The sequence below is a fragment of the Pectinatus haikarae genome, from assembly GCF_015732185.1.
GTDB lineage: Bacteria > Bacillota > Negativicutes > Selenomonadales > Selenomonadaceae > Pectinatus > Pectinatus haikarae.
Window position 1 is genome coordinate 91,666 of the sequence record NZ_WIQM01000008.1, and the last position, 25,007, is coordinate 116,672.

Below are 25,007 nucleotides of genomic sequence, written 5' to 3' on the forward strand. Positions count from 1 at the left end.
AAGCCATGCCCTGCCTGTCTTTTTCTCTATGGTCGGAACGGCGGGATTCGAACCCACGACCCCTACCACCCCAAGGTAGTGCTCTACCAAGCTGAGCCACGTCCCGAACATAGATATTATAAGTTTATTTTCCCCTTATGTCAAGCATTATAAGCACGGTAAAGTAATTGACTTTTTACCTCCTGCTATCTATAATTTTATTCATACCGCATCACAGCGGACAATATTGACTGATAAGGGTGATCGCATGGCAGAAAAATTTAAAGCGCTGACTATTGCCGGTTCGGATACTTCCGGAAGCGCCGGCATGGAAGCAGATCTAAAAACTTTTGAAGAAATAGGTGTCTACGGAATGGCGGCACTTACCGTCATAGTGGCTCAAGCTCCCACAGACTGGGCTCACGATATATTTCCCATCGACATTGCTACTGTCGAACGTCAGATAGCCACTGTCGGCGGCGGTATAGGCGCGGATGCCATTAAAACAGGCATGCTCGGTTCAGCTGCTCTTGTCAACTTAGTGGTTGACTCTATTCAAAAATATAAATTTAAAAATATTGTCATTGATCCCGTCATGGTCTGCAAAGGCATAGATGATATAATGGTGCCGGAAGCAGCCGCGGTCATAAAAGCAAATTTAGTGAAATATGCCGATGTCATAACGCCAAACACTCTGGAAGCAGCATATTTGGCCGATATGGAGAGTATAGAAAGCCTTGATGACATAAAACAGGCTTGCATCAATATTCATAAGCTCGGCGCTAAGAATATCGTCATAAAATCGGGCAGCCGCTTCGATTCAGAAAAAATGACAGATGTACTTTTCGACGGCAAAGATTTTCTTATCGAGGAAAAACCGAAATTAGCCAACGTCTATAACAGCGGCGCAGGCTGCAGTTTCTCTGCCGCAATGACAGCTTGCCTGGCAAAAGGACTTAGTGTCCATGAAGCTTTCAATCATACTCAGACCTTCATGCAAAAGGCCGTGGCTGCTTCATTCAAGCTCAATCAATATACAGGCGCTTTATGTCACTGGGCTTCACGTCAATAAATTTTTTCTTCAATATAAGTCATATATGGCAATTCGTTCACCGGGCAATAATTCCCCGTGAATTTATTTTACAGTTAATAACATATAAGGAGCATGAAGTATGAAACAGGAAATCCACACTGCCAAAGCACCTGCCGCTTTGGGACCATATTCACAGGCAATATCCATCTTTGACAAATTGATTTTCACATCAGGTCAGATCGCCATTATTCCCGAAACAGGAGAAATTGCCGAAGGTATTGAAGCACAGACAAAACAAGTGCTTGATAATTTGAAAGCTGTCCTGGAAGAAGCCGGTTCTTCAATGGATAAGGTAATAAAAACCACTGTCTTCATCAAAAACATGAATGATTTTTCCAAAGTCAACGAAATCTATGGACAATATTTTACAGGAACATGCCCCGCACGCTCCTGTGTGGAAGTGGCACGTCTGCCTAAGGATATGCTCATAGAAATAGAAACAGTTGCTCTGCGATGATCTTTTTCGCATAATGACTTTTCTCTTCCATTGAAATTTATTTTATTGTGCTGATTGTTTTATTTCACCAGCATCCTTTTAAAAACTCTATTTGTAAAGCAGAAGGTATATGTTCCCTGTACCTTCACTTTATAAATAGAGTTTTATATTTTAAGAATATATTTTGCTTGACAACTGACATAGTAAGTTTTAAGATGTATTATGTCAGTTTTCGGAGTGATTTTCTTAGGAGTGATTTTATAATGCGTGCCAAGCTCAGCACTGCTGCTATCGTTGAAACAGCAGCAAAAATAGCCGATGAAAATGGTCTTGATACAGTGACTCTAACATATATAGCAGCAAAGCTCAATATCAAAAAACAGTCTCTTTATAATCATATAGACAGCCTGTTTCACTTAAAATGTGAGCTTGTAATCTATGCAAACGCACATTTAAAGCAATATCTGACACATGCTGCCATAGGTCAATCGCGCGATGATGCTGTCTTAGAAGTAGCTAAGGCTTATCGGCAATTTGCCCTGATATTTCCGGGGCAATATCAGGCAATAATATCACTTGCCTGGGAATGCAAGGAAGATGAAAAATTTAAGGCAGCTTCCCGGGATCTCATGGATGTTTTATTCAAGGTTCTCTCGCAGTATCAGCTGCGCGATGAGTATCTTACCCACGCTGTGCGCGGTCTGCGCAGTATCATGCACGGTTTCGTGTCTCTAGAAGCATCGGGATGGTTTCATCAGCCTATCGCCAAAGAAGACAGCTATCTATTATTGGTCCAGACATTTATATACGGTGTAGAAGCCGTTGAAAAAGAATAATTTTAAGCAGGTGCTATCATGGAAAATTGGAAACGAAATTTATTTATCTGCTGGCTGGGTTCCTTTGCCACTTCCTCAGCACTGAGCCAGGTTGCGCCTATACTGCCTCTTTTTATCCAAAAGCTGGGTATACACAACCTGGCCGATATCGAATCATGGTCGGGAATCGCTTTTGGCAGTACGACATTTGTCATGGCCTTTTTTTCTCCGTTTTGGGGAAAATTAGCTGACAAATATGGACGAAAACCTATGCTTTTAAGAGCAAGCTTCGGTATGGCCATCGTTGTAGGGAGCATCAGTCTGGCAAATTCAGTATATCAACTGGTCGGTCTGCGCATACTGATGGGAACCATCTCCGGTTATAACTCCGGTTCCATAACACTGATTGCCACGCAATCGCCAAAGGGCAAAGCTGGCTGGGCGCTGGGTACATTATCTACAGGTGCCGTCAGCGGCATGCTTTTAGGTCCGCTCATCGGTGGTTATCTCGTAGAGATATTAGGAATACGCAGTATTTTTATTGTGATGGGGCTCTTACTGTTCACCGCATTTCTCCTGACTTTTTTCTTCGTCCACGAAGATTTTACCCCCTCGGCAAAAAGTCTCATGTCTTTTACCGATATTTGGCAATCTTTGAGTGATAAATCTTTGATTGCCGGGATGTTTGTCACCACTTTTATTATCCAGATGGCTCTTTTCTCAATAGAACCGGTTATAACAGTCTATATATCCACCTTATCCCCGCATACAGACCATCTGGCATTTATCTCCGGATTGGTCTTCGCATCCTCCGGACTTTCCAGTATACTGGCCGCACCCTGGCTTGGCAGGTTATCAGACAAAGTCGGCGCACATAAAGTGATTTTGGTTGCCCTTATCTGTGCAGCAATACTCTTCATACCACAGGCCTTTGTCCAAAATGAATGGCAGCTCATGGGGCTGCGCTTTCTTATAGGCATAGCCACCGGCGCCATGCTTCCGTCGATCAATACTATCTTGAAGCAAAATATTCCTTCAGAGATAGCAGGACGTATGTTCAGTTATAATCAAACTGCCCAATTTTTAGGAGTTTTCTGCGGCTCCGTTTTTGGCGGGCAGATAGCCGCACATTTCGGCATAAGAATGTTGTTTTTTTCTACCAGTTTTCTTCTGCTTGTTAATGTCATAGGGGTCCATGAATATGTTTATAAAAAAGCTGACGAGAAGTTTTCCCACGCAGTTTCACACTCCGTATGACTAGAAAAACAGCAGCTCATCATCAGGGCTGCTGTTTTTTTATATCATTTTTTTTTGCTGACTGCAAATTTCTGCCAAAAAGCCGAAAGGAAACTTATTGAAAAATGAGCCTGCGATAAATATACAAATATAAGCGGAATAACGACCAAGGTGAAAAAGGTAGAAGATAAAAGCCCGCCTATGACCACCCACGCCATACTCACTCGCGTTTCCGATCCGGGTGTTATGGCCAGCGCTGTCGGCAGCATACCGGTCACCATTGTTATTGATGTCATAAAGATAGGTCTTATTCTTGTTTTAGCCGCTTCGACTACCGCATCTCTCGCATTTTTTCCGCGCTGCATAAGTGTCAGTGTATAATCCAGCAGCAAAGTACCATTTTTTGCCACCACTCCGTCCATGACAAGAATTCCCAATAAGGAATACAGATTGATTGTATTTTTTGTCACTGCCAAAAAGAAAAATGCTCCTATCAAACCAAACGGCAAAGACAGCATCCTTATGAATGGCGTCGATAATGATTCATATAAAACCGCCAGAAGAATATATACCAAAAGCAGTGACAAAGCTATGGCCTGCCCCATTTCCGTGAAAGTATCCTTCATGTTGTCCGCCTGTCCCGTAAACCGATAGGAAACACCGCTGCCCATACTTTGCGCCGGCAGTTTTGCGGAAATCTGTGATAATACATCCTGCAATGAGCGATCATCGCTTATATTGGCCGAAATATTTATAGCCTCTCTTTTATCGACCCGCCGGAGCATCACCGGCCCCGCATCGTATTTTACATTGGCAATATCGCCCAGCCGGATAAGACCGGATGCCGTACTTACCGGAATAGAGCGTATGTCCGACTCTTTAAACCCGTCGCTTCCCTTTAACCTTACATATATATCGGTATCCTGATGATCATTGTTGGGATCATTCATCAAATATCCTGCCAGTGATCCAGCAATGGCACCGGAAAATACATTCTGAATATTATTGGCAGTAGTATTGAAATACCGCAGTTTTTCTCTATCTACAACAAGCCGCAATTCAGGAGCTCCCTCTGTATATGAACTGCGTACATCTTTAATCCCGTCAATATTATTCAAAGCGTCCTGCACTTTATATGAAGCCTGCACTGTATTATTTAAATCGTTCCCGCTTATTTCTATCTGAATAGGCGCTGTATTTCCCGCTGAATTACCGGTACCTGTACCGCCTGAAATTCCTGGCATAGAGTTTTCTGATACATTGACCTGAACTGCGGCATCAGGAAATTGTTTTTTCAAATATGACCGCACACGATCCGTGATCTGCCATATATTTTCACGGGTATTTTTGTCTGTCAGCTGCACACTCACAGCACCGTAATTTCCTGCCGGTTGTCCGATGCTTGACAAATAATTCTTGACTTCGGGCTGCTGCATCAAATAATTTTCGGCTTCTCTTATTTTGTCATTTGTCGCATCGATATTTTGCCCCACGGGAAACTGCATCATTATTCGAAAACTTCCTTCATCCGTTTTCGGCATATATTCTCCACCTATGAATCCCAGAGGATAGTAGAGACTGATAGCCAGCAAGAATATCACTGTTACGGCAACCGTAATTTTTTTGGGATGGAAAAAACTCCAGTTCAATATTTTGCCATAATGTATGATGATCTTATTGCCCAGATTATTGAAAAAATCCCATAACTTACCCTGCGGCGGCTCACCAATCCCATTTTTATAAAATCGTGCCGCCAGCATCGGTGTCAAAGTAAATGATATGGCTAATGAGCAAAGTGTAGCAAAAACTATCGTCATGCCGAACTGTCGAAAAAACTGACCTGTCATGCCGTTCATAAAAGCTATCGGCATAAATACAACAACATCACATAAAGTAATCGCTATCGCCGCCGTACCGATTTCGTTCCTTCCGTCCTCAGCTGCCTGTTCAGCATTTTTTCCCTTTTTTAAATGTCTGTTGATATTTTCCAAAACAACGATAGAATCATCCACCAATATACCGACACACAATGACATCCCCATCAAGGACAGCATATTGAATGTAAATCCCGCCACGTACATCATAAAAAAAGTCGTTATCAACGATGTAGGAATAGCTATGAGCACAGCTATGGTAGATCGCCAGCCGCGCAGAAATAAAAACAATACCAACCCAGTGGTAAAAAGTCCCTCAATCAGCGCTTCCAGGGTATTATGCAAGGCGTCTTCCACATAGGTGGATGAATTTGTGATCACAACAAATTGATAATTCGGATAATCTCTCCGCAGAGTATCAAGCTGCTGCATAACAGCCTTTGTAGTATCCACAAGATTGGCATCACTGTTTTTATATACAGATAAGGAAACCGCATCCTGCCCGTTGGTCCTTGCATATCTTGTTACCCGCTTATCCTGCTCCTGCACATCGGCTATGCTCGAAAGAGGGATCGCCGTATTTTTTCCATTATTCACATGTATTGCCGCCAGCTCTTCGGGGGACTTGAACTGCGCTGTCAGACGAACATTCGTTTCCGACTGGGAATCAAATACAGATCCTGCCGGGGTCATTACATTTTCCTGTTCGATGCGTGAAACGATCTGCGCCAGCGACAAATTAAAATATGCCAATTTATCTTTGTCAACATTAACGGCTATCTCCTTATCTCTGCCGCCGCCGAGCTGAACGTCGGAAACACCGCCTGCACGCTGCAATTGCTCAACAAAAGTATCATTGGCGACAGTATAAACCTCTCCGAGCGGTCTGTCAGACAAAACCGATATCTCAAGAATCGGCAATGCGTCAACATCCCGCTTCAATACTGTCGGCGTTTGGATACCATTTGGCAGCTTATTTAAAACAGCATTGACATACTGACTGGTATCAATGGCCGCAGCGTCTATATTTGTCCAAAACTGGAATTCCAGAGTGATCTGCGCTTTCTCCGGTCTGGCCACAGCTGTCATATGTTTTAAATTGGTAAGAGAAGATAACGAATTTTCCAGAGGTTTTATTACGTCCTGCTCTATCTCTTCAGAGTCAGCACCCGGATAATTGACTGTCACCGTGACATAGGGAATATTAATAGCAGGCAGCAGCTCCACGCCGATGCGATAAAAGCTGAACAGACCAAGCACCACAAAAAACAGAACGATCATTGAAATCCCTATAGGTTTTTTTATACAGTACCTGGTAATATTCACTGCCCATCGCTCCCGTCACCCAAAGGATTTATTTTCATGCCATCCTTCAGACGGGACAAATTATCGACGGCTACATTTTCTCCGTCTGAAAGCCCGCTGATGATCTCTTCATCCTCGTCTCCCGATGCTCCGACCGAAATTTCTTTTTGTGTTACCGTATTATCCGCATTAATGATAAAAACATAATTTTTCCCATTCTTAGCTATTACTGCTGCCTTCGGCACCGTTATTACATTGCTGCGCAATATGCTTTTCAGCACGGCATGTGCAAACATCCCGCCTCTGAGCAGTCCGTCGGGATTTTCTACAGAAACTCTGAGCACATACGTCATTGTCGATGAATCAATTGTCGGACTTATATATATAATACTGCCGTCAAAACTGTTGCTCAGTGATTCGATATTCACAGACAAAGAATTCCCCAGTGAAAAAGCAGGCAGATCCTGCTCTGATACCTGATAATCCACATACATTACACTATTATCATATACGCTCAAAAGTTTCTGCCCGGCTGTCACCATATCTCCCGCTTCAACCTGGCGATAACCTATCGTTCCGTTTATCGATGAAGTCAAATACATATCATTTTTTTGTTTCTGTGCCGCTGCCAAAGAACTTTTTGCCTTGGCGATATTTTCTTGTGCTGATGTGACAGATGACGCTGTTCCTCCATCCATCTGATTTTCTATTGAATTTAAAGCGGCTCTGGCATCTTCCACCTGCTGCTGTGCCGTATCCATATCGTCCGCGGAAATCCCGCCTACATCATAAACATTTTTATTCCGCTGGTATGTTGCAAACGCTTTGTCATAATCAGCCTTTGCTTTATCATAATTTGCATTCAGCTGCACTTGTGTTGTTCTCGCATCAGCTACTGCCTGATTATACGCATGCTGGTCAACAGAAACAGTCAATGCCGCATCGTCGGCATCTTCCCTGATCAAAACCTGCCCCGATGACACCTGCTGTCCAAGTGCAGCGCTGACGTTTTCTATTTTTCCCGGATATTTTGCCGCAATATCTACCTGTGCTTTTGGCACAGTCTGCCCAACAAGCGAAATATTTTTAAGAAGATCTTTTTTTTCAGCACTTACGACATGCACTGCTGTAACCAATTTTTTCTCATTTTGTACCTGCTTTTGATAAAATAAATGATATATTCCCACAAAGGATATTCCCGCAGCCATAATAATACCGATAATGATAATCCGTCTTCTCTTTGTTTTTGCCAGACTAGTCAATTGCATAACATTTCTCCGCTCTTCGCTTTTTTTATCAAAACAAAATACATTGCAATATATGATATCTGCCTTATCGTTCATACAGACACTGATCTATATGTTTCTGTCCCGAAGCATTAACTGCCATTATATAGCATCACTGCCTTTATTTTGTATATTATATTACCACTGCATAAGCTATTTGTTGCAAATCTATGTCATAAAAATAAATTTTTTCTAAATTTTTTTATCAAGAATATAAACTTTAGTATCTATTTTATATTTAATAATATTAAAATTACTACTTTACTTTTATTATGTATGATAGTATTATAATATCACAAACAAAAAGTTATTAAATAATAAAATAATATATACGAGAGGATGTTTATAATGAAAAAGAATTTATTTATGTTGGCAGCAGTATTATTTGGGGTTTCTCTTGCAGGGGCGGCACAGGCAAGTCCCGCAAATTCAAATTTTGTGATTACGAATATGAGCAGCAGTGAAAAGGGCATCTATCGCGAAGCCGACACCAATCCCACTTCCTACAGCAAAAAAGAAATCAATGGGCACATCTATGAAAGCTGGGTTGACAATAATACCGCCTATACTAAAGTTGACGGAAACCTCACCAAAGAGTATAAAATAGATAACGATTTGCAAAGACCGCCTATCAACAATATGAGCAGCAATAAAAGATAATAAATCCAAACAAAAAGGTGCTCCTGCTTTATTGCAGGCAGCACCTTTTTTAGTATTATGAAACAAACATATATTTATTCTTATCGAACTTTTTAGCTGTATACATTGCCTTATCCGCCAAGTTTATCAATTTGCTCACTTGTATACCATCACCAGTATATATAGATAGAATCCATTATTAACGGACAAAAATCTCTTTGTTAAAATGAATACACCTATTTTTTAATTTGCACCGATAAAACTATCTTCAACGGTCATTATACATTTTATTGTAATAATTTCTATACGAACCATTCATTATATCTTCCCACCACTTTTTATGCCGCATATACCAATCTATCGTTTTCTTTATCCCTTCGTCGAATAAAGTATGCGGCTGCCAGTCCAAATCTTTTCTTATTTTCGATGGATCAATAGCATACCTTCTGTCATGCCCCGGTCTGTCTGTGACAAATTCAATAAGTTCCCGTGACTTGCCCAATTCTTTCAATATAGTTTCCACCACCTGCAGGTTTGTTCTCTCATTATGTCCGCCGATGTTATAAACTTCTCCCACTTTTCCTTTTCTGACAATAAGATCAATCGCTTCACAATGATCCTTTACATAGAGCCAATCACGCACATTTTCACCTTTCCCGTAGACAGGCAGAGGTTTATTATTAAATGCGTTTGCTATCATCAACGGAATTAGTTTTTCCGGGAAATGATAAGGTCCATAATTATTAGAACAGCGGGAAATGGTCACCGGCATTCCGTATGTACGGCAGTAAGCTTGTACCAAAAGATCAGCCGATGCCTTCGAAGCTGAATATGGACTTGATGCATGAAGAGGAGTGGTTTCGGTAAAGAACATATCAGCAGCTTCAAGCGGTAGATCACCATAAACTTCATCCGTAGAAACCTGATGATAGCGCTTTATACCATATTTTCGGCACGCATCCAGCAAAACGCCTGTCCCCATTATATTGGTGCGCAGAAAGATTTCTGGTGAATCTATCGATCTATCGACATGGCTTTCTGCTGCAAAATTGACAACCACATCCGGTTTTTCTGCCTCAAAGAGTTCATAAATAAATTTTCTATCTGCTATATCGCCTTTTATAAACTTAAACTTTTCATTTTGCAGTGCTCTTTCCAGTGTTGACAGATTGCCTGCGTAGGTCAGCAAGTCAAGGCATATTACTTCATCATTATATTTGTCAAGCTGATAATAAACAAAATTGCTGCCTATAAAACCGGCACCACCGGTAACTAATATTTTCATGAATAATGCTCCTTACAAAATTATTGCCTATCGCAATCAATATACTTCTATATTTTACCATAACGAGTATTTTTAATCAGCAAGATATTTTTCTTCTCAGAGATCGCAATTCCCTATTTTAAACAATCATTGATACTTTTCTGTCACAAAACAATAAAAGGTTTTAATATTTTTTGTCGAATATATTATGAAAATATATTTATAAGGGAGCCAATATTGTGGCAGTAAAAATTATGATAGTAGATGATTCTCCATTTTCCCGTACACTGCTTGCAGATATTTTCAGTGAAGGAAATTATGAAGTCATCGCTGAAGCTGATTCTCTCGACACTGCTGTAGAAATGTACAATAGAAAAAAGCCCGACATTGTCACCATGGATATAGCGATGCCCGGACATGACGGCTTTGAAGTGAGCCGCGCCCTATTACACAACGATCCCAATGTTAAAATAATATTGTCCAGTTCTATGAAGGATTATGAAACAGAAATGCAGGCCAAACGTATCGGCATAGCCGGTTATGTACAAAAACCATTCGAGGCTGCTGAGCTGTTTTCAGTTATAGACAAGGTCCTTTCCCCCGATAATCTTTTTGAAGAATTGTTGCGTACAGGTTTGGAAGCATTCAAAGAGGCACTTTCCCAGAATATAACAAGAATGGCAAAAAGTCCGCTTTCCTTCGCCGAAAATTCCTCCATAAGTGAACCATATATTTCCAAAGGGATCACTTCTATAATAGGCATAACCGGACAATATACCGGTACAATGATCATGGACCTTTCCACTGAAACTTCAAATAATCTTACAAAAGCAATTCTGCACCGCGCTCCAAAAAATTCCGAAGAAATGCTGGCTGTGGTTTCTGAGCTTGCCAATATAATCGGCGGGAGAGCCTGTTCGATGCTCAATAAAAAAGAAAAAGCTCTTGGGCTGCGCGTTTCTCCGCCCAGTATGTTCCATGGTGAACTCGCCGAGCTGGTCAGCCCCAGTTTAAAAATAGAGCAATCACTGTCTAAAACGGATTATGGCGATATATTTCTGGGTGTTGGCTTTAAAAAAGGAGCGACACTATGGATGTAAATATCATCAATCCAGTCCTGACAGCTTTCAAAGAAATTTTACCGCAAATTGGCATTCAAAACGTAGAAAAAACCAGTCTTTCATTGACCGGTCCTTTATTTTCTTATAAGGGCATTTTACTCAATATAGCAGTAGTCGGTTCGATAAAGGGTGCAATTTTAATAACAATGGACAAAGAAAGTGCAAAAAAAGTCGCAGCAAAAATGATGATGGGCATGGAAGTCACTGAATTTAATGATCTTGCTTTAAGTGCACTATCGGAAATGGGCAATATGGTCTGCGCCAACGCATGTACTCAGTTCAGCAAAATAGATGTTGAAGGTCTTGATATATCTCCGCCGACTCTTTTAATGAGTGATACTGAATGCCAGGTCACCCTGCCTGTTCCGAAAACTATAAGCATCGATCTTCTGTGTGATAATATTCCTATAAAGCTTCATGTCGGATTAATGTAAAAAACGACCGCTTTGACAGATAAATTTCCTTGGCAAAACTAATAATGTACTTAAAAAACCTATTTAGGTCTATGCCAGTATATGGAAATACTGTAATAAAATTGTTAATAAAAATGCTGTAATGAGCTAAAATAGCTCATTACAGCATTTTTATTAACAATTTTACGAATAATATAGTGTTTTTTACAAAATTAATTATAAAAAAAGGAAAACCATATATATTTAACTAAAATATACACTGTACATTATTTATTTTTAACAAAGGAGTGTTTTTACATGTCGATGATCAATCGAAGTCAAGGAAGTATATTTGGTTTTACCGGAAAAGCTTTAAGTTCACCTAACAGCATATTTAAAGCAAAGTCTCCTCTTACACAAAATCAGCGGCAGGCCGATTATAACGTTGATGTTGATATCAAGGGAGATTCTCTAAAGGATAAGTTATTCAGAAAACGTATACAGTTATTAGAAGAAAAGTCTAAAAGCCCATATGTTTTAAAAGAGACCGGCGGCATGAAAGATTTGCTGTCCAGCCCAGATACCGGTACACCATTACTCAAAAATAGAAGTGATGATGTTTCAGCATTAATAGACCTGATAGAAAAAAATAAAGACGCAATTGATAAGGCAGACACTGATAGTAAACAGCCTGCAAATACTGCCGCTGATGGGCAGAAAAATATACAGGACGCAATCGCCGATCCATCAAAAATAGGAAATAATGACTCACCGGGAGCGCAGCTTAGTAAAACAACAGCTGCGTCCGGCGATAACTCAACACCCAAAACCCCTGATACTATGCCTACATTAGGCGATATTATACGCAGTATAACAGGTAATTCAACGCCCAGCCTAACCCCTGATATTACTGCTGATATTATTTTCCGATTAAAGAGTAAAAATAGCGCTGAAAAAGATATTATTGAAGTTATAAATAATACTTTTAGCGAACTTGCTCGAAGATTGCCAGAGTATAAAAATCTTGAACAAAAGGGTGCTTTTGGTCTGGGGACAGCCGCTTCACATTTAGGTATGGGATTACGCATCATTGCCAGAGATATAAATTCCTATAACAAAAATTATAATGATCCCTCTTTTTTTGATACAGTAATAGACAGTTTACAGGCAGCAAAAAAATCTTTATTTACTGATCCGGAAGTTAAAAACGATTCAGAGAAAATGTCAGTAGTTGGCACTACCAGCTTAATTGACTACATCACCGATATGTTCAAAAAGGGGAAAACCGGTGAAGTGCTCAGTGAAGGTAGTTATTGGGATGATTCTAATACTATATTAAGTAATGAGTTTGGCGGCGATAACGGTGGTTCATTGGCAACCGTCGATGATAAAGCATTATCCTGGAAATATGAAGAATATAAAAAAAGGCTTACAGCGGAATTAGACAATAAATCCCACTCAAATAACTACGATATATTGATCAGCTATTTGCAAAACGCAAAGAGTGATGATGATTTCAATAAATGTTTAAACCATCTGACAGGAATGGTATATCAGCAGTAAGTCATTATATATTAATAGGGACAATGATTATTATAAATAATTTTAAAACAAAAATATTTACGAATAATATATCAATTTTTTTAATTAAATTAATTATAAAAAAAGAAAAACAATATATGTTTAACTAAAATATACACTGTACATTATTTATTTTTAGCAAAGGAGTGTTTTTACATGTCGATGATCAATCGAAGTCAAGGAAGTATATTTGGTTTTACCGGAAAAGCTTTAAGTTCACCTAACAGCATATTTAAAGCAAAGTCTCCGCTTACACAAAATCAGCGGCAGGCCGATTATAACGTTGATGTTGATATCAAGAGAGATTCTGTAAAGGATAAGTTATTCAGAAAACGTATACAGCTCTTAGAAGAAAGCACTAAACAATCTAATACTGTAAAAACTAATAGCCCTGATACATTATCATCTGAATCAAATTCTGATACACCATTAATTAATAAAGATGATATTTCTGCATTAATGGATATACTGAAAAAAATCGGCAATACAGATAAAACTTCTGGTTCGCAGTATAATTATGATGATGATAATTTACAGGCATTAAGTGATTATATGAATTCCACGGATAAACCCATTATAGATGTTACGGCTAAAGGACAGAAACCGACAGAAGAAGCTATTGCATACTTAACGACACTGGGAGGAAAAAATGTGATACTGCGTTATGATAAATCAACACTTTCTGCTAATGAATCCAATTTAGAATTTACTGCCAATGGTATTGATGCTAAGGCGTTAATAGAGTTAGGCGGAAAAGGACCAGCAGAAAACGATATGATTAATTGTGTTAATAACGCTTTTAACGAACTGGGACGCCGACTGCCAGAATTTAAGGCAATGGAATTAAATAACCAGTTAGGGATGGGAACAGCGACTGCAGATTTAAATATACATTTAAGCAGTATTGCGGTAGCTATAAATGGGTATAATAAATGTTATAAGGATACATCTGTTTTTGATACAATAATAGATGCATTACAATCGGCAAAACAATCTTTATTTACAGCTCCGACTGTTGAAAATGATTCTAAAAAAATGTCGGTAGTAGGAACAACTAAATTAATTGATTATATTACTGATATGTTTAAAAAAGGAAAAGAGGGTGAAGTGCTTAATGAAGTCAACTACTGGGACGATTCTAATAATATATTAACTAGTGAATTTGGCGGCGATAACGGTGGTTCATTGGCAACCGTCGATGATAAAGCATTATCCTGGAAATATGAAGAATATAAAAAAAGATTTATGGCTGAGTTAGGCGATCAAACACCGGCTGAAAAAAACAATGCTCTGCTAAGCAGTTTCCAAGATGTTAATGGGAACATTGATTATACTAAATGGTTTAAAAGTCTAATGGTGCCGTTTGAAGATGCTTATCATAAATAAACTATACAAGGAACCAGCTATATTATTTATAGTCGGTTCCTTATACGAATTAATGGCTATATTATTTTAGAGTAAAAGTATGTGTCCCATTTCCCTTTACCTCAGTGTAATCAGCAGTACCATAAAAGAAATTAGGATTATACATATCGACTACTTTCATTTGATCAACATCAAAAATAAACTGAATTGGTAAATACCCTTCTCTTCTCCAAACACCGGTATAGTAAGGCGTGCCATATTGATCCGTGCCACCGGGATAAGTATGATCAGGCTGACCATAACCAGCTGGATAATCATGATAAAATTTTTTCCGGAGCTGCCAAAAATATAAAGCATTTTTAGCAATACATATCATAGCATTATTAACATTAATAAGGTCAGATGTATATGTGCCAACACCCAAATTTTTATTGTCAAATTGAGTATTGACTTCCCCCAGACCGCCGCACTGATACCCAGGCATGCTGGGCCGTCCGGTGGAAAAATCTATAAACTGCGGGTTAAATTCTTTGCGGTCTACAGTCAATGCATTGCGTTCAAGCCCCGCCACGGCGCCCGGCTGCAAAAATTCAACAAGCTGTTTACCCGACTGAGAGAGCATCCCTGTATATTTGCTGGTATCGATTATATCGGGAGGAATTAAAATCATTGAGAAATCATATTTTACTGCGGGGTCGACTTGCCCGTCAGCGGATACAATCTTTATATAATAGCCGCCAGGTGCTACATTTGGAAAAAATACTCTGGCATTTTGTTCCATAGAAGTAATCAGATTTTGGCTGCTGGACAATATCTGTACCTGGTATTTCAAGGTGTCCGCCGGAACTCTAAGCTCCAACTGATAAGTTCCTGTTTCTTTAACAAGCCATAGCCGGCAATCCTGATCGATGCTATTATCCAATGTACCGATTATTTCACTGTTTACCGGCATTTCTTTAGCCATAGCCATACTGTCGTCACCTTCGGCTTCGTCCCATGTATCACTGATACGGGCCATAATCTGAAAGCTATTCGCAGCATCGCAAGCATAAGAATTGACAGAAATAAAATATATACCTGCAGAAGCAACATAGCTTAAAAGCTCATACATACCGGCTTTGTTTTTAGATTCCGCAGCGACGGTAATGGAGCTGCTGATCTGATCAAATTTATACAGATATAAATCGTTATCGACAGAGATATCGGCAACAGGCGCCATGTAAACGGTCAATTTCTTTTCGGCGGTGAGCTGGAAGGCATACCAGCGCTGATCCCCTTTGGCGGCAATTGAATCCGTATAAAGCGTATTTGGATTTATGACGTAGGCACCGCCGGGTGTGCTGTTTGGAGCGGCAGTGGCAGCATCGGCAGATAGTTTCATAGAGCCCAAAGAGTCAACTGTCATAGCTTTTGGCATCGGCAGCATAACTTTTCTTTCAGCGCTGCTGTCTACCAGTTTACTGATTTCAACAAATGCTTCTTTGTTCTTGATTAGGTTATTGATCAATTTTTCCGTGTTATCCGTGGAACTTAAAATATCTGCATATTCTCCTTCCTGATGCAGCTGCATGATTTCGTCTACGGATTCTTTCGGTCCAAAAACTTTTTCGGCATCAAAACTCATTTTTACATTCTGCGGAACCTGAAATTCTTCTTTTGACATTTTAAAACCCCGTTTCATTAAAATTTATTTGTACAATGAAAATAATCGCTTATTTTCACTACACATTTAATAAAGAGCATTTGGCTTTTATTTTTTTAACATTTTTACCAAAAAAATAAAATTATTTACGAAATGGTTTCAGCTTCTATGCAGAAAATGCTTTTTAATTATTCCATACTGCATTTTCTGCGAATAATAAAGCAAAAAGCCGCTGCCTAAAGCGGCAATGTACTCCATGCAGCAGCTTTTATTTTTATGGTATATTACAGTATTCATCGATTCCGTTTCTGATAGCCGCGGCTATTTCATCCTGATGATCGGTCAATATATAAGCATCGTCTTTTTGATCAATAAAACCTAATTCGATCAGCACAGCAGGCATATCGGTATAACGAAGCACTGCTAAATCGCTGCGTTCTTTGATTCCCCTGTCAGTAAACGCAGAATCTATAGCCTGTATAGCCGCAATCAAATTTTTTTGAATATTATCGGCTAAAACATAGCCTTTAGCCGAACCGGAATACACTAAAGTTTCTGCTCCACGGGCTTCACCATTGAAACTGTTGCAATGAACCGACACAAAAATATCCGCCGGCCAGGAATTGGCAGCATATGTGATGTCGGGCTGCGACGGTGTTTCTCCGCACAAATTATCACTTTGCAATAACTTTACATTGCAACTGTCCTGCCGCAGAAGTTCAAGCACTTTACTGCCTACAGATAATGCGATATCACATTCGCGTAAGCTGAGCGCTGAGTTGCATGCACCGGGGTCCGGATCACCATTTGGCGAATGCCCTGGATTTAAAAAAATGTTCATAATTAATAAAACCTCATTTCATTGATAGTACATGATCACCTTATCAGTTTTATTAATTTTTTTTATTGAATTTGCATTTCAGATAATATAACCCCAATGGAATTACCACAGAAATAATAATAACTGCAATAACTATGGAAAAAAGCAAATAATCGTTATCGGTCTTATTTATTATTGCGGACAATACCGTTATTATATTTTCCATAAAATCACCACCTGAATATTTTTGTAATTCGCTTAAAAAACCTTATATTTATTTCTCTTTATTTACAAGGAGGAATGAATATGAAAAGGAATTTATGTGAATTAATCGCTCTGGTACACCACAATGATCAAATTGCAATGAATGAAATAATTTCTAAATTTTCAGTGCAGTTAAATAGTTATAGCTACCAATTGAATGGTGAAGATACCTTGCAAGATTTAAAATTATTTATTATAGAATTAGTAAAAAAGATAAATCTTGAGAACTTCACAGTAAAAACAGATAAGGTAATCATGTCTTATATATCAAAGAGCCTAAAACATGAAAAATTTAAGCTTACAAGTAAAATTATTTTTAAGAAAAAGCATACCTGTCATTTATCGGATGCCTTTGATCTCCCTTGTGATGTATCTGCCTTTGATGATATTCTGTTTAAGTATTCCATAGACTATTTGAGTGAGGAAGAAAAATCTATAATTTATTATCTGTTCTTTTATGGTTATACAGTAAAAAGCGTTTCCCTCTTGAAGCATTTAACCATCTATAAAATATATGCTATAAGAAAAAAAGCTTTGGAAAAAATTTTTCAGAAAACGTATTCTTATATGAAAAAATAAAATACCAGATTTGATCAGCAAATATACAAAATATCATGGCTGATGCTCAAAAATTTACATCCTGTCTTTAAAGACTACACTGACCCGCATGTGTAGTCTTTTTTTATATTTATCCCGTCGTTGCGGCTTTTATGTGTATTGGCACGCAATTTGCTTTTATAAATTATGAAAATCAAAAGGAGTGAGAATATGCCGCTAAAAATAGTCATAGGTTCAAGAGCGCGGTCAAGATCGAACGAAGCCTTGGCGCTTCTAAAAAATGAAGGCTACAAGCTGGAGCTAAATCCATTTGACCGGACACTGACCGAAGAAGAGCTTATAGACAGGATCAAGGGTGCCAGCGCAATGGTCGCCGGCAGTGACAAGGTCACCAGAAAAGTCATAGAGGCGGGCAGTCCCGCTCTCAAAATAATCGCCAAGCAGGGCGTCGGCTATAATACTATTGATATCGAAGCAGCCAGGGAATTCGGTATAGCAGTCACTGTCACACCGGGTGCCAACAGCAGCTCTGTGGCCGATCTGACACTGGGACTGATGCTCTGTGCCGCCAGAAACATAGCCGGCATGGACAGCGCCGTCAGACAGGGCGGCTGGAACAGATATACCGGCTGCGAGCTGGGCAAAAAGACACTGGGTATAGTGGGTATGGGACATATAGGCGGTGAAGTGGCGAAAAGAGCCGCCGCTTTCGATATGAAAATTCTGGCGTACGATCTTTATCCCAACCAGGAATATATAAAAAAATTCGGCATTGCCTATGTACCTCTGGAAACAATTTTCCGGGAAGCGGATTTCATATCGCTCCACGCTCCTGCTCTTCCCGCCACAGTCAATATGATAAATGAAACCAGTCTTGCAGCAATGAAAAACACTGCTGTCCTGATAAATGCCGCCCGCGGTGAACTCATAGATGAGGACGCTCTTTATCTTGCTCTAAAAAATAAACAAATAGCCTTTGCCGCATTGGATGTTTATAAAAATGAGCCTCTGAAAAATTCAAAACTGACTCAGCTGAAAAACATCATTTTCACCGCCCATGCCGGTGCATATACAAAAGAAGCAATAACCAACGCCGGTGTGATGGCTTCGGAGGAAATCATACGCGTATTATCCGGCAGACAGCCGCAATTTAATGTAATCAAATAAAAAGGAGTCTTAAACAATGAACAGCAAATTCAACAATATGCAGACCATTATGAGCAGTAAAATGATCCTTATAATCAGGACAGATGACAATGACGAGGCTAAAAAGATCGCTGTTGCCGCGGTAAATGGCGGTATCAAAGCGTTAGAAATAACAATGGCGGTCCCCAATGCCGTGGAAGTTATTTCCTATCTGGCTAAAAAATATGAACACGACGATATTGTCGTTGGTGCTGGAACTGTCCTTGATGCCGAAACAGCAAATGCCGTGATGCTGGCCGGTGCAAGACTTCTTGTAAGTCCAAATCTCAATCCGCAAATGCTTGCCATAGCCAATCGTTATCAGGCCGTCACTGTATCCGGTGCCATGACACCTACCGAAATTATCAATACAGTAAATGCCGGTGCCGATTTCGTAAAATTATTCCCCGCAGAAGTTCTGGGTCCTCAATATGTAAAAACCATAAAAGCACCGCTGCCGCAGGCCGAAATAGTCCCCACCGGCGGAGTAAGACCCGACAATGTAAAGGACTGGTTTGATGCCGGATGCCATGCCGTTGGCGTAGGCAGTTTTGTAACGAAAGCACATAAGAAGGACGGTGATTTCAATAAAGTCACCGAAGCGGCAAAAATTTTCGTCAAAGCAATAAAGACAGCTGAAAAATAAGCAAAATGGAGTTGAAATAGTTTGATAGAGATACTGATTTTAACGCATGGTAATTTCGGTGCCGAACTATTAAAAAGTGCCGAAATGATCATCGGGAACCAGCAAAATATCACTGCTTTTGGATTGATCCCCGGGATGGAACCCGAAAAATTTGCTAAAGCAATTCAGCGCAAGTTGGATACTATCCCTGATCCCAGCCAATGCATTATCTTATGTGATCTTTTTTGCGGTACTCCTTCTAATGTATCTGCGATGCTGTCAAATGATTATGATATTGAGTGTATCTCAGGTATTAATATGCCCATGTTGATAGAAGCCTGTACAATGCGTCTCTCCTTGGACAGAAAAACACTGGTCGGCAATATCCTGAAATCCGGCGCAGACGGCTGCAAAAATATAAAAGAAGAATTCAATGCAGTAAAGAAAGATGAAATATAAAAGGAAGTGTTAATATGGCAGACATTGCATTAATACGTATCGATTTCCGACTGATTCACGGTCAGGTTGTAGCGCGCTGGCTGAAAGAAACACAAGCCACAAAAATAATTATTGTAAATGATACATTGTCAAAAGATCCGACAATGGGTAACATTTATCGCATGGCAACACCGGCCGGTGTCAGATGTGCTATTGTCAGTGTTGATCATTTTGTTGACTCATGGAAAACAACCCATTTGGGAGAAGGAACAGCCATGGTATTATTCAAAAATGTAAAAACTGTTTTTGATGCATACCAAAAAGGGTTCAATCCCATAGACTTGCAGATAGGCGGTCTTGGGGCGGGTCCCGGAAGAAAAATAGTCTACCAGAATATAACTTTAAATAAAGAAGATTTTGACATGCTGGAAAAAATATCTCCAAACATTAATATTTATTTTCAGGCCACACCAGAGGACAATAAAAAGTTTTATCTGTCAATAAATCAAACTATCACATTCTGATTTAGAAAGGAAGATATTATGGTTCAGGCACTTTTGGTAGCTGCGCTAGGCTGGTTTCAAAGTTCCTCTAATCCTCTTGGCTGGTGGCTGGTCAGAGAACCTATAATGGCCGGTTTCTGGGTGGGACTTATTTACGGAAAGCCCGTTGAAGGTATAATAATAGGGGCTGCTATAAATGTAGCATTCCTGGGATGGAACAGTACCGGCGGAGCCAATCCTTCTGATTTATATTCGGCCGGATTACTGGGTACAGCTGTAGCCATACAAGGCAGCATCAGCACAGAACAATCTGTTGTAATTGCCATTGCACTCGGCGTTATAGGCAATTATGCGTGGATTTTATTTATGTCTCTAAATTCTTTTATTCCCTCACTTCAGGATAAATGCGCCGAAAATGGAAATATAAAAAAACTTATGTTTCTTCAGGCAGTTCCCTCACAATTTGTCGTCATATTAGTCAGAGCTGTTCCTGCATTCTTAGCTGCGTATTACGGTCCCCCCATCATAGAAAGCCTGTTGGCATCTATTCCTGCATGGGGTGTAGCCGGATTCAATGCTGTCGGTAAAGTACTGCCTGCTTTAGGTATAGCTATGCTTTTAAAATATATGGGCAGAAAAGATTTGTTAGTATTTTTCGGTATCGGCTTTGCTATCAGTTCATTTACAGGAATGAATAATCTGGTTTTTGCCGCTATTTTAGGGGCTGCAATGGGATATATATACATTTCTCTGCAGCATAATGTTCCGACCGCTCAGATCAGTTCATCCCATAAAGCGGAAAGTATGAAAAGTTCCAATAATTTGTACGAAGGTGAGGATGAAATATGATAAACCAAACACACAAATCCGGAATTTCAAAATGGGATTTGGAATTTGCCATACTGCGCTGGTGGATCATGAGCCATTTATCCTATAATTATCAGCGTATGCAGGCAGGTGGTTTTGCTTCCATGATGGCTCCATTATTAAAAAAATTGTATCCGAATAATCCCGAGGCAGTTAAAGAAGGACTTAAAAGGCATATGATGTTTTTCAATACAGAGCCTCGCTGGGGATCTGTCATTCATGGAATAGTGATAGCTCTGGAAGAGCAAAAAGCGCTTGGCAAAGATATTGATGAAGCCGCTATAGTAGATTTGAAATCATCTCTGATGGGTCCCCTTGCGGGGATTGGTGATACTATTTCAGGTGGATTATATAAACCTTGTATCTTGGGCATTTGTCTCGGATGGAGCGCTGCAGGAAGCATAATGGGGCCAATAGTTTTTGCCATTGCAATGCTGGGCTATGATATATTGATTACGCATCTGGCCATCAGAAAAGGTTATAAAATGGGCACCACTGCCGTCACTGCTATTCTGGAAGGTGGTATGTTTAAAAAAGTAACAACATTTTTTTCTATCATGGGTCTGTTCGTTTTAGGAATTATGGTCTGCAAATTCATTACCATAGATATATCCTGGACTCCTGTAATAGGCGATAAGGCTGTAGCCGTTAAAGATCTTTTTGACAAGATAGTTCCAAAAGCTCTGCCGCTGATTGTAACCATTGCCAGCTGGCGCGCGCTCATGCATGGAATAAAGGTGGTATATGTATTGCTGGCATTATTTATTTTTGCTCTTATTGGTGGTGCTTTAGGTGTAATCTCCTGACAATATTCATGATCACATAGAAATTAACAGCTAAATTTCCCTAAATGTCTGGCAGCATTATGAAGAATTGCCTGCATTTAGCAGAAAATATAATATTTCTTTGCTATAATTATCATATATGATAGGGGAATTATACTCTTGCCAATTAACCAGCACTAGGAGATAACTATGAATCGTATAGATAAAATACTCTCATATTTTCATGAACACAATATAAATGTTCCGGCAAAGGGAATCAATACAAATGATGTGGCAGCTATATTCGATATCCATCGTTCTGATGCTTCCGCCGAATTAAACACTCTGATCAAACAAGGTTTATTGCTAAAATGCGGTTCTCGTCCTGTGCTGTATTATTTATCCAGTGATAATAATGTTGAAAATTTTTCCGGGTTTTCCAATATAATAGGCAGTAATGGCAGTATAAAAGCTCAAATAGATCTGGCTAAAGCGGCTATTTTATATCCTCCGCATGGCCTTCATACTCTTATTTGCGGCGCCAGCGGTGTAGGAAAGTCGCTTTTGGCAGAGTCTATGGCCGCTTATGCCAATGAAAGATGGCCCGGCAATGTCCCATTTGTAACATTTTCATGTGCCGATTATGCTGATAATGCCCAACTTCTTTTAACACAGTTATTCGGTTATATAAAGGGAGCATTTACCGGTGCTTCCGAAGAACACGAAGGAGTTGTAGACAGAGCACAAGGCGGCATTTTATTTCTTGACGAAATACATCGTTTGCCGCCTACCGGACAGGAATTGTTGTTCATATTGATTGACAAAGGTTTTTATCGGCGGCTGGGTGAAACAAAAGCAGAGCATAAAGCCAATATCATGCTTATAGGCGCGACTTCGGAGGATATAAACAGCTCTCTCCTGCTGACATTCAAACGGCGTATCCCGGTGCAGATAAATCTGCCGACTATTAATGAACGGTCCATCCATGAAAGAATAAAACTTATTCTGCATTTTTTAAATCAAGAAGCTGTCCGGCTCAGCATGCCCATCCAAATTGAAGGAAAAGTCATCGAACTTTTCGCAAAATATAATTGTCCTGCTAATATAGGCGAACTTAAAAATGATATTTTACTCTGCTGTGCCAAAAGTTATCTATCGGCTCAAGCTCATAGTAAAAATCAATTAGCACTCAACACAGATGCTCTGCCCAGCCGAATATTCACTTACGTGAAACATCAAACCATATTGGATGATACGGTTAACCAGATTTTTTCAAGCGGTCTATTGATCAAACCTGAAAGGGAATCATCCCTTATTGCGGACAATAACTATGGTATTGATCTTTATAAATATATTGACAGAAAAATTGATAATTACCGACAATTAAAAATGTCCGATGAAGATATAAATATACAAACAGCAAAAGATCTCGAACAATATTTTTCGGTTGTCATGAAAGGTTTAAAAAAAGAAGCCGCCAGTGATATTCCGGCAAGTATCATTGATAAGCATATTTGGCATACTGCCAGTGAACTTCTTGAAAATGCGGCTTCTGTACTTCACAGAACGTACAATCGCAATATATTGGTGACATTAGCATGGCATTTACAACAATTCAGAGAACGTGTTGCCTCCGGCAGAAGAGTTTATAATACCAACCTGGAAAAAATCCGCAATGACCACAAACAAGAGTTTTCTTTTATATCCGGTAAAGTCAATTTTATATCCCGGCAGCTGGAAGTCAGTGTCTCTCTTGATGAACTGGGTTTTTTGGCAATGTTCTTCACACATGACAGCAGTGAAGCGCGATCGACCCATATTGGTATTTTAGTCGCAGCGCACGGCAGAGCCACAGCCCAAAATTTAGCTGAGGTAACAAATAATCTGCTGGGAACAGACGAGATCAATTATTATAATATTCCTCTTAACCAGAATAATACTAAAACTATAGATGATTTGTGTTCATTTATAAAAAAAATCAACAGCGGCAAGGGTGTATTACTTTTGGTGGATATGGGATTCCTGGTTACTATGGAAAAAACACTTTTCACCGAAACGGGTATACATGTAAAAATTATTCCCAATGTCACCACAGCATTGGTCCTTGAAGCCGGCAGACAAATATTGACAAAGGATCTATCTTTAGAAACGGCTGAAAAATATATTTACGCTGCTTACGACGAATATGTCTTAACGATGCGCAATAAACCATCCGAATCTTCCGGCGCCAAAAACGAACCTATTGCATCGACAAAAAAAACTATTCTGATCATCTGCATGAGCGGCTACGGCGTTGCTGAAAAAATAAAAGATATTCTTATAGAAAACATACCGGAAGTGCATAAGATGAACATTCTCACTGCCGGTATCAATGATGATATAGAAAAAATATACTCCAGGGAAAAAAATTCTCTATGTATCGTTATCGGCAGCGCCGATCCTCATATTCCTATAGTTCCATTCATTAATATAGGCGATCTTTTTTTACCTGAGGGATTGTCAAAAGTCCGGAAGATACTGTCTGACAAACAGGCTGCCGGTACACGCCTGTTATCCAAGCAATATAAAGAACTGTACCAAATATTACGCGAGCAGATAAATAAATTTGCTGCATCCCTTCCCCCCGAAAAAGTAGCTGACTGCTGTGAAAAAATAGTCGAGAAAATAGCTGCCCACTTTTTTGTTCAGCAAATTGCCCAGGACTCAATAGTCAGAATCTATCTTCATTTGGCATGTATGTTTGACCGCGTGAACTCAAACCAGGCACTCAAAGAACCGGATTGGGGGGCAGAGTTAAAAATTTCCAGACAAAATGATTTTTCTTTTCTTGAAAAACTTATCAATGCGCACACCAAAAATCTGCTGCTGATCGTTCCGTCCGGAGAGATATATTATTTTTTGAACAGCTTGCCGGCCAGTAATTAAAAATACGAGACGGCACTTTTCTGCCATCTC

Annotated in this window: 23 protein-coding genes and 1 tRNA gene; 17 read left to right on the forward strand and 7 right to left on the reverse strand. The window is 39.6% G+C overall.

Going from position 1 to position 25,007, the window contains the following annotated elements; translation table 11 throughout:
- Positions 1 to 29: 29 nt before the first annotated feature.
- Positions 30 to 106 (reverse strand) — tRNA-Pro (locus I6758_RS04680).
- A 141-nt stretch (positions 107 to 247) separates the two neighbouring features.
- On the opposite strand from I6758_RS04680, the gene thiD reads away from it, so the two are divergent.
- The 4 genes from thiD to I6758_RS04700 all read left to right on the forward strand — a co-directional run bounded on the left by thiD (position 248) and on the right by I6758_RS04700 (position 3,580).
- Entirely contained in the window at positions 248 to 1,051 is an 804-nt protein-coding gene (gene thiD, locus I6758_RS04685) for a bifunctional hydroxymethylpyrimidine kinase/phosphomethylpyrimidine kinase (RefSeq protein ID WP_196604048.1), read from the forward strand.
- A gap of 100 nt (positions 1,052 to 1,151) precedes the next feature.
- A complete protein-coding gene (locus I6758_RS04690) occupies positions 1,152 to 1,529 on the forward strand; it encodes a RidA family protein (RefSeq protein WP_196604049.1) in 378 nt (125 codons plus the stop codon).
- Between the two features lie 242 nt (positions 1,530 to 1,771).
- Entirely contained in the window at positions 1,772 to 2,344 is a 573-nt protein-coding gene (locus I6758_RS04695) for a TetR/AcrR family transcriptional regulator (RefSeq protein WP_196604050.1), read from the forward strand.
- Positions 2,345 to 2,362: 18 nt separating this feature from the next.
- Entirely contained in the window at positions 2,363 to 3,580 is a 1,218-nt protein-coding gene (locus I6758_RS04700; protein WP_196604051.1) for a multidrug efflux MFS transporter, read from the forward strand.
- A gap of 44 nt (positions 3,581 to 3,624) precedes the next feature.
- Here I6758_RS04700 and I6758_RS04705 read toward each other — a convergent pair whose 3' ends face one another.
- Both I6758_RS04705 and I6758_RS04710 read right to left on the reverse strand, forming a co-directional pair.
- Positions 3,625 to 6,759 (reverse strand): efflux RND transporter permease subunit, encoded by a 3,135-nt coding sequence (locus I6758_RS04705; RefSeq protein ID WP_196604052.1) that lies wholly within the window; start codon positions 6,757 to 6,759, stop codon positions 3,625 to 3,627.
- Positions 6,756 to 8,006, reverse strand: coding sequence for an efflux RND transporter periplasmic adaptor subunit (locus I6758_RS04710; protein WP_196604053.1), 1,251 nt, complete (start codon positions 8,004 to 8,006; stop codon positions 6,756 to 6,758). Before I6758_RS04710 ends, I6758_RS04705 begins: the two co-directional genes overlap by 4 nt.
- A 366-nt stretch (positions 8,007 to 8,372) precedes the next feature.
- Here I6758_RS04710 and I6758_RS04715 point away from each other — a divergent pair, with 366 nt between their 5' ends.
- On the forward strand, positions 8,373 to 8,684 hold the full coding sequence (locus I6758_RS04715) for a hypothetical protein (RefSeq protein ID WP_196604054.1): 312 nt from the start codon (positions 8,373 to 8,375) through the stop codon (positions 8,682 to 8,684).
- A gap of 247 nt (positions 8,685 to 8,931) precedes the next feature.
- Here the strand turns inward: I6758_RS04715 and rfbB are convergent, their stop codons facing one another.
- A complete protein-coding gene (gene rfbB / locus I6758_RS04720) occupies positions 8,932 to 9,948 on the reverse strand; it encodes a dTDP-glucose 4,6-dehydratase (RefSeq protein WP_196604055.1) in 1,017 nt (338 codons plus the stop codon).
- Between the two features lie 218 nt (positions 9,949 to 10,166).
- Between rfbB and I6758_RS04725 the strand changes: the two genes are divergently transcribed.
- The 4 genes from I6758_RS04725 to I6758_RS04740 all read left to right on the forward strand — a co-directional run bounded on the left by I6758_RS04725 (position 10,167) and on the right by I6758_RS04740 (position 14,407).
- Complete coding sequence (locus I6758_RS04725; protein ID WP_196604056.1) at positions 10,167 to 11,027, forward strand: response regulator; 861 nt, start codon at positions 10,167 to 10,169, stop codon at positions 11,025 to 11,027.
- A complete protein-coding gene (locus tag I6758_RS04730) occupies positions 11,018 to 11,482 on the forward strand; it encodes a chemotaxis protein CheX (protein WP_196604057.1) in 465 nt (154 codons plus the stop codon). Before I6758_RS04725 ends, I6758_RS04730 begins: the two co-directional genes overlap by 10 nt.
- A 276-nt stretch (positions 11,483 to 11,758) precedes the next feature.
- Positions 11,759 to 13,003, forward strand: coding sequence for a hypothetical protein (locus tag I6758_RS04735; RefSeq protein ID WP_196604058.1), 1,245 nt, complete (start codon positions 11,759 to 11,761; stop codon positions 13,001 to 13,003).
- A gap of 174 nt (positions 13,004 to 13,177) precedes the next feature.
- Entirely contained in the window at positions 13,178 to 14,407 is a 1,230-nt protein-coding gene (locus I6758_RS04740) for a hypothetical protein (protein ID WP_196604059.1), read from the forward strand.
- 61 nt (positions 14,408 to 14,468) lie between these two features.
- Here the strand turns inward: I6758_RS04740 and I6758_RS04745 are convergent, their stop codons facing one another.
- The 3 genes from I6758_RS04745 to I6758_RS04755 all read right to left on the reverse strand — a co-directional run bounded on the left by I6758_RS04745 (position 14,469) and on the right by I6758_RS04755 (position 17,074).
- Positions 14,469 to 16,049, reverse strand: a complete 1,581-nt coding sequence (locus I6758_RS04745; protein ID WP_196604060.1) for a hypothetical protein — start codon at positions 16,047 to 16,049, stop codon at positions 14,469 to 14,471.
- Between the two features lie 253 nt (positions 16,050 to 16,302).
- Positions 16,303 to 16,869, reverse strand: coding sequence for an N-acetylmuramoyl-L-alanine amidase family protein (locus I6758_RS04750; protein ID WP_196604061.1), 567 nt, complete (start codon positions 16,867 to 16,869; stop codon positions 16,303 to 16,305).
- Positions 16,870 to 16,921: 52 nt separating this feature from the next.
- Positions 16,922 to 17,074 carry a hypothetical protein gene (locus tag I6758_RS04755; protein WP_196604062.1) on the reverse strand — a complete coding sequence of 51 codons (153 nt, stop codon included), beginning with the start codon at positions 17,072 to 17,074 and terminating at the stop codon, positions 16,922 to 16,924.
- Positions 17,075 to 17,154: 80 nt separating this feature from the next.
- Between I6758_RS04755 and I6758_RS04760 the strand changes: the two genes are divergently transcribed.
- From I6758_RS04760 to I6758_RS04795, 8 genes are all read left to right on the forward strand, one after another.
- Complete coding sequence (locus tag I6758_RS04760) at positions 17,155 to 17,691, forward strand: hypothetical protein (protein ID WP_196604063.1); 537 nt, start codon at positions 17,155 to 17,157, stop codon at positions 17,689 to 17,691.
- Between the two features lie 189 nt (positions 17,692 to 17,880).
- Positions 17,881 to 18,837, forward strand: a complete 957-nt coding sequence (locus I6758_RS04765) for a phosphoglycerate dehydrogenase (RefSeq protein ID WP_196604064.1) — start codon at positions 17,881 to 17,883, stop codon at positions 18,835 to 18,837.
- 16 nt (positions 18,838 to 18,853) lie between these two features.
- On the forward strand, positions 18,854 to 19,501 hold the full coding sequence (locus I6758_RS04770; protein ID WP_196604065.1) for a bifunctional 4-hydroxy-2-oxoglutarate aldolase/2-dehydro-3-deoxy-phosphogluconate aldolase: 648 nt from the start codon (positions 18,854 to 18,856) through the stop codon (positions 19,499 to 19,501).
- 21 nt (positions 19,502 to 19,522) lie between these two features.
- Positions 19,523 to 19,939, forward strand: a complete 417-nt coding sequence (locus tag I6758_RS04775; RefSeq protein ID WP_196604066.1) for a PTS sugar transporter subunit IIA — start codon at positions 19,523 to 19,525, stop codon at positions 19,937 to 19,939.
- A 14-nt stretch (positions 19,940 to 19,953) separates the two neighbouring features.
- On the forward strand, positions 19,954 to 20,442 hold the full coding sequence (locus tag I6758_RS04780) for a PTS sugar transporter subunit IIB (protein ID WP_196604067.1): 489 nt from the start codon (positions 19,954 to 19,956) through the stop codon (positions 20,440 to 20,442).
- Between the two features lie 18 nt (positions 20,443 to 20,460).
- Entirely contained in the window at positions 20,461 to 21,270 is an 810-nt protein-coding gene (locus I6758_RS04785) for a PTS mannose/fructose/sorbose/N-acetylgalactosamine transporter subunit IIC (RefSeq protein WP_196604068.1), read from the forward strand.
- Positions 21,267 to 22,094: a PTS system mannose/fructose/sorbose family transporter subunit IID gene (locus tag I6758_RS04790; RefSeq protein WP_231038515.1), complete on the forward strand. Its 828-nt coding sequence runs from the start codon at positions 21,267 to 21,269 to the stop codon at positions 22,092 to 22,094. The genes I6758_RS04785 and I6758_RS04790 overlap by 4 nt, the downstream gene beginning before the upstream one ends.
- A gap of 168 nt (positions 22,095 to 22,262) precedes the next feature.
- On the forward strand, positions 22,263 to 24,977 hold the full coding sequence (locus I6758_RS04795) for a sigma-54-dependent transcriptional regulator (protein ID WP_196604069.1): 2,715 nt from the start codon (positions 22,263 to 22,265) through the stop codon (positions 24,975 to 24,977).
- Positions 24,978 to 25,007: the final 30 nt, after the last annotated feature.